The sequence below is a fragment of the Lutimaribacter pacificus genome (genome assembly GCF_900142185.1).
In the GTDB taxonomy this organism is placed as follows: Bacteria; Pseudomonadota; Alphaproteobacteria; order Rhodobacterales; family Rhodobacteraceae; genus Lutimaribacter; species Lutimaribacter pacificus.
This window is the reverse complement of sequence record NZ_FQZZ01000005.1, coordinates 159,814-172,781: the sequence shown is the minus strand read 5'-3', so window position 1 is coordinate 172,781 and position 12,968 is coordinate 159,814. Positions and strand designations below refer to the sequence as shown.

At 68.2% G+C, this 12,968-nt stretch carries 12 protein-coding genes; 10 read left to right on the top strand and 2 right to left on the bottom strand.

What is annotated here, in order from left to right:
• Positions 1 to 57: 57 nt before the first annotated feature.
• The 6 genes from F3H87_RS14165 (at position 58) to lexA (ending at position 4,956) form a co-directional block, all read left to right on the top strand.
• Entirely contained in the window at positions 58 to 639 is a 582-nt protein-coding gene (locus F3H87_RS14165) for an anthranilate synthase component II (RefSeq protein WP_149787545.1), read from the top strand.
• The gene (gene trpD, locus F3H87_RS14160; protein ID WP_149787544.1) at positions 636 to 1,652 is read left to right on the top strand and encodes an anthranilate phosphoribosyltransferase; all 1,017 of its coding nucleotides are present in this window, start codon (positions 636 to 638) and stop codon (positions 1,650 to 1,652) included. The genes F3H87_RS14165 and trpD overlap by 4 nt, the downstream gene beginning before the upstream one ends.
• A gap of 78 nt (positions 1,653 to 1,730) precedes the next feature.
• A complete protein-coding gene (gene trpC / locus F3H87_RS14155; protein ID WP_149787543.1) occupies positions 1,731 to 2,543 on the top strand; it encodes an indole-3-glycerol phosphate synthase TrpC in 813 nt (270 codons plus the stop codon).
• Positions 2,543 to 3,019: a cyclic pyranopterin monophosphate synthase MoaC gene (gene moaC, locus F3H87_RS14150; RefSeq protein ID WP_149787542.1), complete on the top strand. Its 477-nt coding sequence runs from the start codon at positions 2,543 to 2,545 to the stop codon at positions 3,017 to 3,019. Before trpC ends, moaC begins: the two co-directional genes overlap by 1 nt.
• A complete protein-coding gene (locus F3H87_RS14145) occupies positions 3,016 to 4,200 on the top strand; it encodes a molybdopterin molybdotransferase MoeA (RefSeq protein WP_149787541.1) in 1,185 nt (394 codons plus the stop codon). The genes moaC and F3H87_RS14145 overlap by 4 nt, the downstream gene beginning before the upstream one ends.
• Before the next feature lie 60 nt (positions 4,201 to 4,260).
• On the top strand, positions 4,261 to 4,956 hold the full coding sequence (lexA, locus tag F3H87_RS14140; RefSeq protein ID WP_149787540.1) for a transcriptional repressor LexA: 696 nt from the start codon (positions 4,261 to 4,263) through the stop codon (positions 4,954 to 4,956).
• On the opposite strand, the gene F3H87_RS14135 is transcribed toward lexA, so the two are convergent.
• A complete protein-coding gene (locus tag F3H87_RS14135) occupies positions 4,950 to 6,977 on the bottom strand; it encodes a ComEC/Rec2 family competence protein (protein ID WP_149787539.1) in 2,028 nt (675 codons plus the stop codon). The genes lexA and F3H87_RS14135 overlap by 7 nt on opposite strands.
• 81 nt (positions 6,978 to 7,058) lie before the next feature.
• On the opposite strand from F3H87_RS14135, the gene gltX reads away from it, so the two are divergent.
• The 4 genes from gltX to F3H87_RS14115 all read left to right on the top strand — a co-directional run bounded on the left by gltX (position 7,059) and on the right by F3H87_RS14115 (position 12,090).
• Positions 7,059 to 8,459: a glutamate--tRNA ligase gene (gene gltX, locus F3H87_RS14130; RefSeq protein ID WP_149787538.1), complete on the top strand. Its 1,401-nt coding sequence runs from the start codon at positions 7,059 to 7,061 to the stop codon at positions 8,457 to 8,459.
• A gap of 85 nt (positions 8,460 to 8,544) precedes the next feature.
• Complete coding sequence (gene gltA, locus F3H87_RS14125; protein WP_149787537.1) at positions 8,545 to 9,840, top strand: citrate synthase; 1,296 nt, start codon at positions 8,545 to 8,547, stop codon at positions 9,838 to 9,840.
• A gap of 170 nt (positions 9,841 to 10,010) precedes the next feature.
• A complete protein-coding gene (locus tag F3H87_RS14120; RefSeq protein ID WP_149787536.1) occupies positions 10,011 to 10,772 on the top strand; it encodes a calcium-binding protein in 762 nt (253 codons plus the stop codon).
• Positions 10,773 to 10,956: 184 nt separating this feature from the next.
• Entirely contained in the window at positions 10,957 to 12,090 is a 1,134-nt protein-coding gene (locus F3H87_RS14115) for a calcium-binding protein (RefSeq protein WP_149787535.1), read from the top strand.
• Positions 12,091 to 12,160: 70 nt separating this feature from the next.
• On the opposite strand, the gene F3H87_RS14110 is transcribed toward F3H87_RS14115, so the two are convergent.
• Positions 12,161 to 12,937 carry an enoyl-CoA hydratase-related protein gene (locus F3H87_RS14110; RefSeq protein ID WP_149787534.1) on the bottom strand — a complete coding sequence of 259 codons (777 nt, stop codon included), beginning with the start codon at positions 12,935 to 12,937 and terminating at the stop codon, positions 12,161 to 12,163.
• Between the last annotated feature and the right edge of the window lie 31 nt (positions 12,938 to 12,968).

Genomic DNA, 12,968 nt, shown 5'->3' with positions numbered 1-12,968 from the left:
GTATACCGCGACCGATAGCGGGGCCTCTACCCCCGAAAATGCGAAAAGACCGGGCTGATGCTTCTTCTCATAGATAACTACGACAGCTTTACCTATAACCTCGTGCATTACCTGGGCGACCTGGGCGCCGAGGTGCAGGTGCACCGCAACGACGCGCTGGACGTGCAGCAGGCGATGGCGCTGAAACCCGCCGGCATCCTGCTGTCGCCCGGCCCCTGCGATCCCGACCAGGCGGGCATCTGCCTGGCGCTGACGCAGGCGGCGGCCGACACGCGCACGCCGCTTCTGGGCGTGTGCCTGGGCCACCAGACCATCGGCCAGGCCTTTGGCGGCAAGGTGGTGCGCTGCCACGAGATCGTGCACGGCAAGCTGGGCATGATGCATCACACCGGCAAGGGCGTGTTCGCGGGCCTGCCCAGCCCGTTCGAGGCCACGCGCTATCATTCGCTGGTGGTCGACCGTGACAGCCTGCCCGACTGCCTTGAAATCACCGCCGCGCTTGAGGATGGCACGATCATGGGGCTGCAACACCGCGAGTTGCCGATCCACGGCGTGCAGTTCCACCCCGAATCCATCGCCTCCGAACACGGGCACGCGCTGCTGAAGAATTTTCTCGACATGATGAAGGTGCCGGCATGAGCGACGACCTCAAACCCCTGATCGCCGCCGCCTGCGAACGCCCGCTGTCGCGCGACGAGGCCGAGGCGGCGTTCACCATCCTGTTCGATGGCGAGGCCACGCCCAGCCAGATCGGCGGGCTGCTGATGGCGCTGCGCACGCGCGGCGAAACGGTGGACGAATACGCCGCCGCCGCCGCCGTGATGCGCGCCAAGTGCCACAAGGTGCGCGCGCCCGAAGGGGCGATCGACATCGTGGGCACCGGCGGCGACGGCAAGGGCACGCTGAACATTTCGACCGCGACCGCCTTTGTCGTGGCCGGTGCGGGCGTGCCGGTGGCCAAGCACGGCAACCGCAACCTGTCATCGAAATCCGGCGCGGCTGATGCGCTGACGCAGATGGGCGTCAACGTGATGGTCGGGGCGGACGTGGTCGAAAAGGCCCTGCAATCCTGCGGCATCGCCTTCATGATGGCGCCGATGCACCACCCGGCGATGGCCCATGTCGGCCCCGCCCGGACCGAGCTGGGCACGCGCACGATCTTCAACATCCTCGGGCCGCTGACCAACCCGGCGGGCGTGAAGCGGCAGCTTTCGGGCGCATTCTCGCGCGAGATGATCCGACCGATGGCGGAAACGCTGGGCCGGCTGGGCAGCGAACACGCCTGGCTGGTGCATGGCAGCGACGGCACCGACGAGCTGGCGATCACCGGCATAAGCTGGGTCGCCGCGCTGGAACCCGACGGCACGATCCGCGAGGTCGAGCTGCATCCCGAGGATTTCGGCCTGCCCGTCCACCCGTTCGAGGACATCCTGGGCGGCGCCCCCGAGGACAACGCCCGCGCCTTCCGCGCGCTGCTGGACGGGGCCGAAGGGGCCTATCGCGACGCGGTGCTGCTGAACGCGGCGGCGGCACTGGTGGTGGCCGACGCGGCGACCGACCTGAAGACCGGGGTTGCGATGGCCCGCGAAAGCATCGACAGCGGCGCGGCGCGCGACAGGATCGTGAAACTGGCGGCGGCAACGGGCGGCTGAGGCCGGCGGCCGGGCCATCCTGCCCCCGATCGTCGGTTGCCGCTTTCCCTTGCCCGCGCGCTTGGGTATGACGGAACCATGACCGATACAATTCTCGACAAGATCAGGGCCTATAAACTGGACGAGGTGGCCGCCGCCAGGGCGGACAAGCCGCTTGACGCGGTCGAGGCAGATGCCTCTGCCGCCCCTGCCGTGCGCCCCTTTGCCGACGCCCTGTTCAACGCCAGCCGCCAGGGCTATGGCCTGATCGCCGAAGTGAAAAAGGCCAGCCCCTCCAAGGGGCTGATCCGCGAAGATTTCGATCCCGCCACGCTGGCGCGGGCCTATGCCGATGGCGGTGCCGCCTGCCTGAGCGTGCTGACCGACACGCCCAGCTTCCAGGGTGCGAAGGAATATCTGGTGCAGGCGCGCGAGGCCTGCGACCTGCCGGTGCTGCGCAAGGATTTCATGTACGACCCCTACCAGGTGGCCGAGGCGCGGGCGCTGGGGGCGGATTGCATCCTGATCATCATGGCCAGCGTCAGCGACGACCAGGCCGCCGAACTGGAAGAGGCCGCCGATCGCTGGGGCATGGACGCGCTGATCGAGGTGCATGACGAGCCCGAGCTTGAGCGCGCGACGCGGCTGAAATCGCGCATGATCGGGATCAACAACCGCGATCTCAGGACGTTCGAAACCTCGCTCGACACCACGCGGCGGCTGGCGCGGCTGGTGCCGCCCGAGCGGCTGATCGTCTCGGAATCGGGGCTCGGCACCCCCGACGATCTGGCCGACATCGCCCGCTACGGCGCGCGGTGTTTCCTGATCGGCGAAAGCCTGATGCGCCAGGCCGACGTGACGCAGGCCACGCGCGACCTGCTGGCCAACCCGCTGACCGCCGGGCCGTTCTGATGGCCGGGCTGACGCATTTCGACGGCAAGGGCGACGCCCATATGGTCGATGTGTCGGACAAGCCCGTGACCGCGCGCGTCGCCCGCGCCGAAGGCCATGTAAGGATGGCGCGCGAAACCTTTGATATCATTGCCGAAGGCCGCGCGAAAAAGGGCGACGTGCTGTCGGTTGCGCGGCTGGCGGGGATCATGGGCGCGAAAAAGACGCCCGAGCTGATCCCGCTCTGCCATCCGCTGCCGGTGACCAAGGTGGCGGTGGACCTGACGCTCGACCCCGGCCTGCCCGGCGTGCGGATCGCGGCGACGGTCAGGACCACCGGGCAAACCGGGGTGGAGATGGAGGCGCTGACCGCCGTCGGCACCGCCGCGCTGACCGTCTATGACATGGCCAAGGCGGTGGACAAGGCGATGGAAATCGGTGGCATCCGCGTGACGTTGAAGGATGGCGGCAAATCCGGCCGCTACGAGGCGGAATGATCACCGTAGACGAGGCCCTTGACCATCTCTTCGCGCTGGCCCCGGCGATGCCGCGCGAGGCGGTGCCGCTGTTGCGGGCGCGCGGGCGGGTGATGATCGCGGACGCGGTTGCGCGGCGCAGCCAGCCGCCCTTTGCCGCCTCGGCGATGGACGGGTATGGCGTGGCGGCGGGCGCGGGCCTGTCCGGCGCCGGGTTCGACGTGATCGGCGAGGCGGCGGCGGGGCATGGGTTTGCAGGCACCGTCGGCGCGGGGCAAGCGGTGCGCATCTTCACCGGCGCGCCGGTGCCCGAAGGCGTGGGCCATGTCGTCCTGCAGGAGGATTGCACCCGGCAGGGCGATCGCGTGACCGTCACCGGCACGCCGGGCGCGGGCAGCAATATCCGCCCGGCAGGCGGCGATTTCACCCAAGGCGACCGGCTGACCGCCCCGCGGCGGCTGACGCCTGCCGACCTTGCGCTGCTGGCCGCGATGAACGTGGCCGAGGTGCCGGTCGCGCGCAAACCCGTCGTGGCGCTGATTTCCACCGGGGACGAGCTGGTGATGCCGGGCGAGGCGCCGGGGCCGGACCAGATCATCGCCTCCAACAGTTTCGGCCTGCACGCCCTGATCGAAGAGGCCGGCGCCAGCGCCCGGCTGCTGCCGATTGCCGCCGACAACCCCGCCTCGCTGCACACGGCCTTCGGGCTGGCGGAAGGCGCCGACGTGATCGTGACGATCGGCGGCGCCTCGGTCGGCGATCACGATATCGTCGGGCGCGTGGCCGAAGACATCGGGATGGCGCGCGCGTTCTACAAGATCGCCATGCGCCCCGGAAAGCCGCTGATGGCCGGGCGGCTGGACGATGCGGTGATGATCGGGCTGCCGGGCAACCCGGTCTCGGCGATGGTCTGCGGGCATTTGTTCCTGCTGCCGGTGCTCCGCGCGATGCTGGGCCTGCCTGCCGGCCCCGCCCCGCGCCTGACCGCCACGCTGGGCGCGGATGTCGATGCCAACGGCCCGCGCGAACATTACATGCGCGCGCGGCTGTCGGGCGGCACCGTCACGCCCTTCGACCGGCAGGACAGCGCGCTGCTGTCGATCCTGTCCGAGGCCAACGCGCTGCTTGTCCGGCCCATCGGCGACGGGCCACGGCAAGCCGGCGAAACGGTCGAGGTCGTGCCGCTGTCGCGCGAGAGTTGACACAAACCGTGAACATGCGTAGAACAAAGCAAAACGCATGGTAGCGGAGGGCAAGCGCCTATGTTGACGAAAAAGCAGCTCGACCTGTTGGAATTCATCCATAAACGCGTGCAGCGCGACGGCGTCCCGCCCAGCTTCGACGAGATGAAAGAGGCGTTGGACCTGCGCTCGAAATCCGGCATCCACCGGCTGATCACCGCGCTGGAAGAACGCGGCTTCATCCGCCGGCTGGCGCACCGCGCCCGCGCCATCGAGGTGGTCAAGCTGCCCGAGGCGCTGGGGGGCAAACCCGGCGGCCCGAAGCTGAGCGTGATCGACGGCGACCGCCCCGACAGCCGCCCCGCCGCCGCCCGCCCGCTGGAAGAGGTGCACGCGCTGGAACTGCCGGTGATGGGCCGCATCGCCGCCGGTGTCCCGATCGAAGCTATTGCCGAAGTGTCGCATCACGTGGCGGTGCCGGGCGCGATGGTGTCGGGCAAGGGCGAACATTACGCGCTGGAGGTCAAGGGCGATTCGATGATCGAGGCCGGGATCAACAGCGGCGATATCGTCATCATCCGCGAAACCTCGGTGGCCGATAACGGCGATATCGTGGTGGCGCTGGTCGAGGACCAGGAGGCGACGCTGAAACGGTTCTACCGCCGCGGCGCGTCGATCGCGCTGGAGGCCGCGAACCCCGCCTATGAAACCCGCGTGCTGCCCTCGGACATGGTCAAGGTGCAGGGCAAGCTGGTCGGGCTGATCCGCACCTACTGACGCCGCTTTTCCGGGGGCGTATTCCACAACCGATACCCCGACAGGCCGCGCGCGGTGACGATGCGCGGCCCGTCCTTTCCGGGCCAGATCGCCAGCGCGCCGCTGTCGCGCAGCTTGCCGGGATCGAGGATCAGGCAGGGCTTGCCGCCGGGGTTCGGCACATTGGTCACCAGCCAGTCCCGAACCGCGCAATCCGCATCGAAAACCGCGCGCTTTCCCCTGGCCGCGTGCAGCCATGCCCCCTGCCCCAGGTCCACCGCCCCCGTCCAGCCGAGCGCCGCCTTTTCCTGATCGGTGGGCCGCCCGTCATTCTCCAGCCAGACGGTCGCGACGAACCCCGCCCCGCGCGCGGCGCTGAGCACGCGGCCCTTGTCGGTCATCACGCCGACCAGCGCGCCGCTGTCGGCCACCAGGATCGGCGGCCTTTCGGTCCCGGCCCAGAGCAGGACGGACAAGGCCACCGGCGCCAGCCCCAGCCAGCGCAGCCGCCCCTGCCACAGCGCCAGCAGCAAGGCCCCCAGCGCCATCAGCGGCAAGACCTGCGACCCCGGCGCGACGATGCCGCCGGTGGCCCCCTCGATCCCGGCCACCCGGTGCGCGACCGCCAGCACCCAGCCCAGCCCCTGCCCCATGACCCAGAGCGCGATCCCCTCAAACCCGAAGGGCATCAGCAGGCCCGCCAGCACCGCCGCGGGCATCACCAGAATCCCCATCAGCGGCACCGACAACAGGTTCGCCGGCAGGCCGAAATGGGCGATCTGGTTGAAATGCGCCGCCCCAACCGGCCCGGTCGCGGCCCCGGCCACGGCGGACGAGACCGCAACGGCCAGCGCCGGTTGCAGCCATTTCGGCCCCGGCAGGCCGCCACGGTCGCGGATCAGCCCGAACGCGGCCACCAGCGCTGTCGTGGCGGCAAAGCTCATCTGGAACCCGGGGCCCAGCAGCGCCTCGGGGCGCAGGGCCAGCACGATCACCGCCGCCACCGCCACCGCGCGCAGGGACAGGGCGCGGCGGTTCAGCATGACCGCCACCAGCATGACGGCGACCATGACAAAGGCGCGCTCGGTCGCGACATTGCCGCCCGACAGCGCCAGGTATCCCGCCGCGACGGCCAGCGCGAGGCCCGCCGCCAGTTTCTTGGCGGGCAGCCGCAACCCCAGCCACGGCACCGCCGCGAAGGCGACACGGAACGTGGCAAAGACGAAGCCGGCCAGCAGCCCCATATGCAGCCCCGAGATCGCCAGCAGATGCGCCAGGTTGGACTCGCGCAGCGCCTGCAACGTGTCCTGGCCGATCCCGGCGCGGTCGCCGGTCATGATGGCGGCGGCGAATGCGCCCCGCTCGCCCGGGAGCGCCGCCTGCACCCGCTGCGACAGCGCGTGGCGGAGCGTGGCCAGCCGGGCGCCCTCCCGCGTATCCGTGGCCAGCAAGACCGGCGTGCGGGTATAGCCCACCGCGCCCAGCCGCAGGAACCAGGCGTGGCGCTGGAAATCGAAGCCGCCCGGCTCGACCGGGCCCGAGGGCGGGCCCAGATGCGCCGTCATCATCACGCGGCGGCCGGGGTCGAGCGGGGCAAAGCCCTGTTCGCCATGCAGCGACACGCGGACCCGCGCGGGCGTCCGGGCGGGCGGCACGTCGTCCAGCCGCACCCGGTCCAGCACCAGCCGCACCGCGTCCGAGGCCGAGCGGTCGATACCCGCGATCCGCCCCTCGACCGGGCCGTAATAGCGAAACTCCAGCACCGGCGCGGCGACGCCATGCGCCCGCGCGCCCGCCAGCACCGCGCCCGCGGGCAGCAGCGCGCAAAGCCACAGCAGCGGCCCCAGCGCCGCCCCGGCGCGGCTGGCCAGCGCGCCGCAGGTCAGCGCCACGCCGCAAGCGATCAGGTAATGCGGCAGGCCCGGCTCCCACCGCAGCGCGAAATAGGTCCCGATCCCGCAGGCCAGCGCCACCGGCACCCAGGGGAACAGGTGCCCGCGCTGCGCCGCCAGCACCGCCGCGACCCGGTTCCATATCCGCATCCCTTGCCCCCCGCATTGCGCATCGGTAGACAGGCGCCAACGCTAGCTTCAACATGCTTACCGAAAGGTTAACCACCGGCCATGACCGATCCCGTCGTCACCCGCTTCGCGCCCTCGCCCACCGGCTATCTGCATATCGGCGGCGCGCGCACGGCGCTGTTCAACTGGCTTTACGCGCGCGGCCGCGGCGGCAGGTTCCTGCTGCGGATCGAGGATACCGACCGCGAACGCTCCACCCCCGAGGCGACGCAGGTGATCCTGAAGGGCATGGAATGGCTGGGGCTGGATCACGACGGCGACGTGGTCAGCCAGGCGGCGGGCGCGACGCGTCACGCCGAGGTGGCGCATCAGCTGCTGGCCGAGGGCAAGGCCTACAAGTGCTTTGCCGCCCAGGACGAGATCCAGGCCTTCCGCGAGGCCGCGCGGGCCGAGGGGCGTTCGACCCTCTATCGCTCGCCCTGGCGCGATGCCGACCCGGCAACCCACCCCGACGCACCTTATGCGATCCGCATAAAGGCCCCGCAGGACGGCCAGACGGTGATCCGCGACCGGGTGCAGGGCGACGTGACGATCCGCAACGACCAGCTGGACGACATGGTCCTGCTGCGCAGCGACGGCACGCCGGTCTACATGCTGGCGGTGGTGGTCGACGATCACGACATGGGCGTGACCCACGTGATCCGGGGCGACGACCACCTGAACAACGCCGCGCGGCAGATGCTGATCTATGACGCGATGGGCTGGCCGGTGCCGGTCTGGGCGCATATCCCGCTGATTCACGGGCCGGACGGCAAGAAACTGTCGAAACGCCACGGCGCGCTTGGCGTCGACGAGTATCAGAAGATGGGCTACCCTGCCGCCGGTATGCGCAACTACCTGGCGCGGCTGGGCTGGAGCCATGGCGACGACGAATTTTTCACCGACGCGCAGGCGCAGGAATGGTTCGACCTGGACGGTATCGGCAAAAGCGCCGCGCGGTTCGATTTCAAGAAGCTGGAAAACCTCTGCGGCCAGCATATCGCGGCAGCCGAGGATGCTGCACTGCTGCAAGAATTGCAGGCATTTCTTGCCGTGACCGGGCAACCGGCGCTGGATGACGCGAGGGCAGCGTTGCTGGGCAAGGCGATGTACTGCCTCAAGGAGCGGGCAAAAACCTTTCCAGAACTCCTTGAAAAAGGGCATTTCGCGCTTGCGGAACGCCCGATCGTGCCGGATCAGAAGGCCGCCGGAAACCTCGATGATGTATCCCGTGGTATACTGAAAGAATTGACGCCGCATCTGCAAAATGCTAGCTGGACGCGAGACGCGCTCGAGGCCGTCACGACCGAATTTGCCGAAAACAAGGACACCAAGTTCGGCAAGCTGGCAGGCCCCTTGCGGGCGGCCTTGGCGGGACGATCTGCGACACCCAGTGTCTTTGACATGATGTTGGTTCTCGGGCGCGAGGAAACCCTTGCCCGATTGACCGACGCGGCGGGCTGAGGCCGGTTAACCCGGATTTCAGACGCCCCGAATAGGACAGCCCGGCGCGCCCGCGTCCGCGGCGATTGAGGAAGGGAATTAGGCCATGACAGAAACTGCCAAGACTGCCACGCTTTCTTTCGACGGAAAGAGCTTTGAGCTGCCTATGCACAGCCCGACGGCCGGGCCGGACGTGATCGACATCCGCAAGCTTTATGCCGATGCCGGCGTGTTCACCTACGATCCGGGCTTCACCTCGACGGCAAGCTGCGACAGCACGATCACCTATATCGACGGCGGCGCCGGGGTGCTGCTGCATCGCGGTTACCCGATCGACCAGCTGGCGGCCAAGTCGCATTACCTCGAAGTGTGCTACCTGCTGCTTTACGGCGAGCTGCCGACCGCCGCCCAGCTTGAGGATTTCGAGCTGCGCGTGACGCGCCACACGATGATCCACGAGCAGATGCATAATTTCTTCCGCGGGTTCCGCCGCGATGCGCATCCGATGGCCACCATGGTGGGCGTGGTCGGCGCGATGTCGGCCTTCTACCACGATTCGACCGATATCTCGGACCCCTGGCAGCGCGAGGTCGCGTCGATCCGCCTGGTCGCCAAGATGCCGACCATCGCGGCGATGGCCTACAAGTATTCGATCGGCCAGCCCTTCGTCTATCCGCGCAACGACCTGGATTACGCGGCCAACTTTTTGCACATGTGCTTCAGCGTGCCGGCCGAGAAATACGAGGTGAACCCGATCCTGAGCCGCGCAATGGACCGGATCTTTACCCTGCACGCCGATCACGAGCAGAACGCCTCGACCTCGACGGTGCGGCTGGCCTCGTCCTCGGGGGCGAACCCGTTTGCCTGCATCGCCGCCGGTATCGCCTGTCTGTGGGGGCCCGCGCATGGCGGCGCGAACCAGGCCTGCCTTGAGATGCTCAAGGAAATCGGCAGCGTCGAGCGCATCCCCGAATTCATCGCCCGCGCCAAGGACAAGGACGATCCGTTCCGCCTGATGGGGTTCGGCCACCGCGTCTACAAGAACTTCGATCCGCGCGCCAAGGTGATGAAGCAATCGGCCGACGAGGTGCTGGACCTGCTGGGGATCGAGGACAACCCGATCCTGCAGGTCGCCAAGGAGCTGGAAAAACAGGCGCTGGAAGATCCCTATTTCGCCGAGAAAAAGCTGTTCCCGAACGTCGATTTCTACTCGGGCATCATCCTTGAGGCGATGGGCTTCCCGACCTCGATGTTCACGCCGATCTTTGCGCTCAGCCGCACGGTGGGCTGGATCAGCCAGTGGAAGGAAATGATCGGCGATCCGCAGATGAAGATCGGCCGCCCGCGGCAGCTCTATCTCGGCGAGACCGAGCGCGACTACGTGGATGTCGAAGACCGCTGACCGGCGGCACATGGAATGACCGGGGGCGCCTTTCGGGGCGCCCTTTTTCATGTTTCCGCAAGCAACCTTAATTGTTTCAATTTGATCGACAATTCTCGCCGGCCGCCGCCGCCGTGAAGCCGCGGTTAACCCCCCTGCCCGATCCTGCCCGAAACCAGCAGGAGGCAGAGATGATTGCGGCAATGTTGATGGCGATGGGCATGCTGTTCGGGCTGAGCGGCCTTGTCCCCGACGAGGGGGACACCACGGTCGAAGGCGGCGACGATGCCGAGGCGCTGACCGGGCGCGACAGCGACGACAGCCTGTCGGGCGGCGGCGGGTCTGACCTGCTGCTGGGCTATGGCGGTGACGACACCCTGTCGGGCGGCAGCGGCAATGACTGGCTGTTCGGCCTCGATGGCGACGACCTGATCACCGGCGGGGCGCAGGACGACGTGATCTCGGGCGGATACGGCGCCGATACGCTGTATGGCGGGGATGGCCACGATTTCGTGGAAAGCGCCGGGGTGCTGGACGAGGCGGCGCTGACCGGATCGGCCGCGGGCGCGCGCAGTTTCGGCGACCTCGCCTTTCTCTACGATTTCGACCAGCCCGGCGATGCGGGCGATGTCGTCGACCTCGGCGATGGCGACGATACCGTGGTGGCCGGCGGGGCCGATACCGTCACAACAGGCGACGGCGCCGACGAGATCGCCCTGGGCGACTGGTATCGCGGCCAGCCGCCGGTGACGATCACCGATTTCGACCCCCGCTCGGATATCGTGACCTACGCCCATGACCGCGCCGGTGCCGCGCCGGTGTTCGAAACCTACCTGAACCCGCTGAGCGGCGACGCCGAACTGCGGGCGGATGGCGAGGTGTTCGCCATCATCCGCAATGCCGGCGCCGGGTTCGAACCGGTCGAGATCCTGCGCCGCAGCTATGCCGCCTGAGGGGTGCGCGGGGCCGACGCCCCTTGTTTCCACTTTGCGAACAGCCCCGCAGCCCCTCCACCACTGTCCCCGAAACTGTTGGAAATAGCCGGGATTTTGCCACTGAATGCCAATTCCGTTTGTGGCGAAATCATGCTCAAATCGGGCAACTTTGTGGCGATCCGGGTAAGAGGGAGAATCGGTGATGGTGGAAATTATTCTGCTCAGCGTTCTGGGTTTCGGCGCGGTCGGCGCGCTTCTGGCCGAAGCTTTCGACGACGATGACGACGACGATACGCCCGGCACACCCGGCGAAGACAGCGGCGCCGAACAGGTGACACCGCCGCCCACCGATGGCAGCGACCTGGTGACCGGCACCAGCGGCGACGACCGGATCGCGGCCGGCGATGGCGATGACACCGTGCTTGGCGGCGCGGGCGACGACACGCTGCTGGGCCAGGCCGGCGACGACATGCTGTCGGGCGAGGACGGGGCGGATTCGCTCGACGGCTCGGATGGCAACGACACGCTGGATGGCGGCGCAGGCGACGATCTTCTGTTCGGGCGCCTCGGCGACGACCTGCTGCGGGGCGACGAAGGCGATGACGCGCTTTACGGCGCACAGGGCAAGGACACGATGATCGGTGGCGCGGGCGACGATACGATGATCGGCGGCGTGGGCCACGACCTGCTGTCCGGCGAGGACGGGGCGGATTCGCTTGACGGGTCGGGCGGTGACGACACGCTGATCGGCGGTGCGGGCGACGATCAACTCTATGGCCGCACCGGCGACGACATGATCCTGGGCGGCGACGGCGACGACGCGCTGCACGGCGCGCAGGACGACGACCTGCTGATCGGAGGCAACGGTGCCGACACGATGACCGGCGACGTGGGCCACGATATCCTTGTCGGCGTCGACCTCGGGATCGACGATCTTCTGGACGGCGACGGCAACGCGATCTTCCCCGAGACGGTCACCCCGCAATCGGACGAGGGCGACGTGATGTCGGGGGGCTATGGCGACGATACCATCCTGATCGGCGACGACGACCATGTGACGGGCGACGAGGGCGACGACACCTTCATCCTGGGCGACTGGATCGACCAGACCGAGCCTGCCCTGATCGCCGATTACGAACCCGGGGCGGATATCATCACGATCAGCCACGATGCCGCGCTGATCGACCCCGAGGTCACGGTCACGCAGAATGCCGGGGGCGACGCGCTGGTATCGCTCAACGCGCAGCTTCTGGCCACGGTAAGCGGCGCGGGCGCAACCCTGACCGCCGAAGACATCGTCCTGATCGCGCGCGAGCCGCTGGCAGCCACCGGGTAAGGCCCCAGCGCATCGGTAAAGAAAAAGGGCGCCCGGTGGCGCCCTTTTCGCTGTCCGTGGAACCGCGCGGTCAGCGACCTTCGAAATGGGGGGGGCGTTTTTCGAGGAAGGACAGGACGCCCTCCTGGAAATCGCGGGTCTTGCCGCATTTGCCCTGCAACCGCCCCTCCAGCCCAAGCTGATCCTCAAGCGTGTTGTCCCAGGCCTGCCGGATCGCCTGCTTGACATGGGCATAGGCCATGGTCGGCCCCTTGGCCAGATGCGCCGCCCGCGCCTTCCACGTCGATTCGAAGGCGTCGTCGGCCACCGCTTCCCAGATCAGGCCCCAGTCGTCGGCCTGCCTTGCGCTGATCCTGTCGGCGAACAGCGCCGCGCCCATCGCCTTGGCCGCGCCCATGCCGCGGGTCATCCAGTAGGTGCCGCCGGCATCGGGCATCAGGCCGATGCGCGTGAAGGCCTGCAGGAAATAGGCGCTTTCGGTTGCGATCACCACGTCCGCCGCCAGCGCAAGGTTGGCGCCGGCGCCGGCCGCCGCACCGTTCACCGCGCTGATCGTCGGGATCGGGCTGTCATAGATCGCGCGCAGCATGGGCCCGTATTCGTCGCGCAGCGTGCGCTCCACATCCACGTTGGCGGCGTTCGCCCGGTCGCTCAGATCCTGCCCCGAGCAGAACGCCCGGCCCTTGCCCGTCAGCACCATGACGCGGGCGTCGTTCGGCGCCTGCCGCGCGGCATCCGCGATCTCGGCCCGCATCTGCGCGTTCAGCGCGTTCATCCTGTCTTCGCGATCAAGCGCGATCACCGCGATATCGTCGGCAACCTCATAGGTGATGGTCTGGTAATCCATGCGCGAACCCTCCCTGTTCCGTGTCCCGCGC

Excerpts from the sequence above, each read along its gene's own strand:
- F3H87_RS14145 (WP_149787541.1), top strand. The coding sequence starts at position 3,016 with ATGATCACCGTAGACGAGGCCCTTGACCATCTCTTCGCGCTGGCCCCG.
- gltA (WP_149787537.1), top strand. The coding sequence starts at position 8,545 with ATGACAGAAACTGCCAAGACTGCCACGCTTTCTTTCGACGGAAAGAGC.
- moaC (WP_149787542.1), top strand. The coding sequence starts at position 2,543 with ATGGCCGGGCTGACGCATTTCGACGGCAAGGGCGACGCCCATATGGTC.
- F3H87_RS14165 (WP_149787545.1), top strand. The coding sequence starts at position 58 with ATGCTTCTTCTCATAGATAACTACGACAGCTTTACCTATAACCTCGTG.
- F3H87_RS14135 (WP_149787539.1), bottom strand. The coding sequence starts at position 6,977 with ATGCGGATATGGAACCGGGTCGCGGCGGTGCTGGCGGCGCAGCGCGGG.
- F3H87_RS14120 (WP_149787536.1), top strand. The coding sequence starts at position 10,011 with ATGATTGCGGCAATGTTGATGGCGATGGGCATGCTGTTCGGGCTGAGC.
- F3H87_RS14110 (WP_149787534.1), bottom strand. The coding sequence starts at position 12,937 with ATGGATTACCAGACCATCACCTATGAGGTTGCCGACGATATCGCGGTG.
- gltX (WP_149787538.1), top strand. The coding sequence starts at position 7,059 with ATGACCGATCCCGTCGTCACCCGCTTCGCGCCCTCGCCCACCGGCTAT.
- trpC (WP_149787543.1), top strand. The coding sequence starts at position 1,731 with ATGACCGATACAATTCTCGACAAGATCAGGGCCTATAAACTGGACGAG.
- trpD (WP_149787544.1), top strand. The coding sequence starts at position 636 with ATGAGCGACGACCTCAAACCCCTGATCGCCGCCGCCTGCGAACGCCCG.
- F3H87_RS14115 (WP_149787535.1), top strand. The coding sequence starts at position 10,957 with ATGGTGGAAATTATTCTGCTCAGCGTTCTGGGTTTCGGCGCGGTCGGC.
- lexA (WP_149787540.1), top strand. The coding sequence starts at position 4,261 with ATGTTGACGAAAAAGCAGCTCGACCTGTTGGAATTCATCCATAAACGC.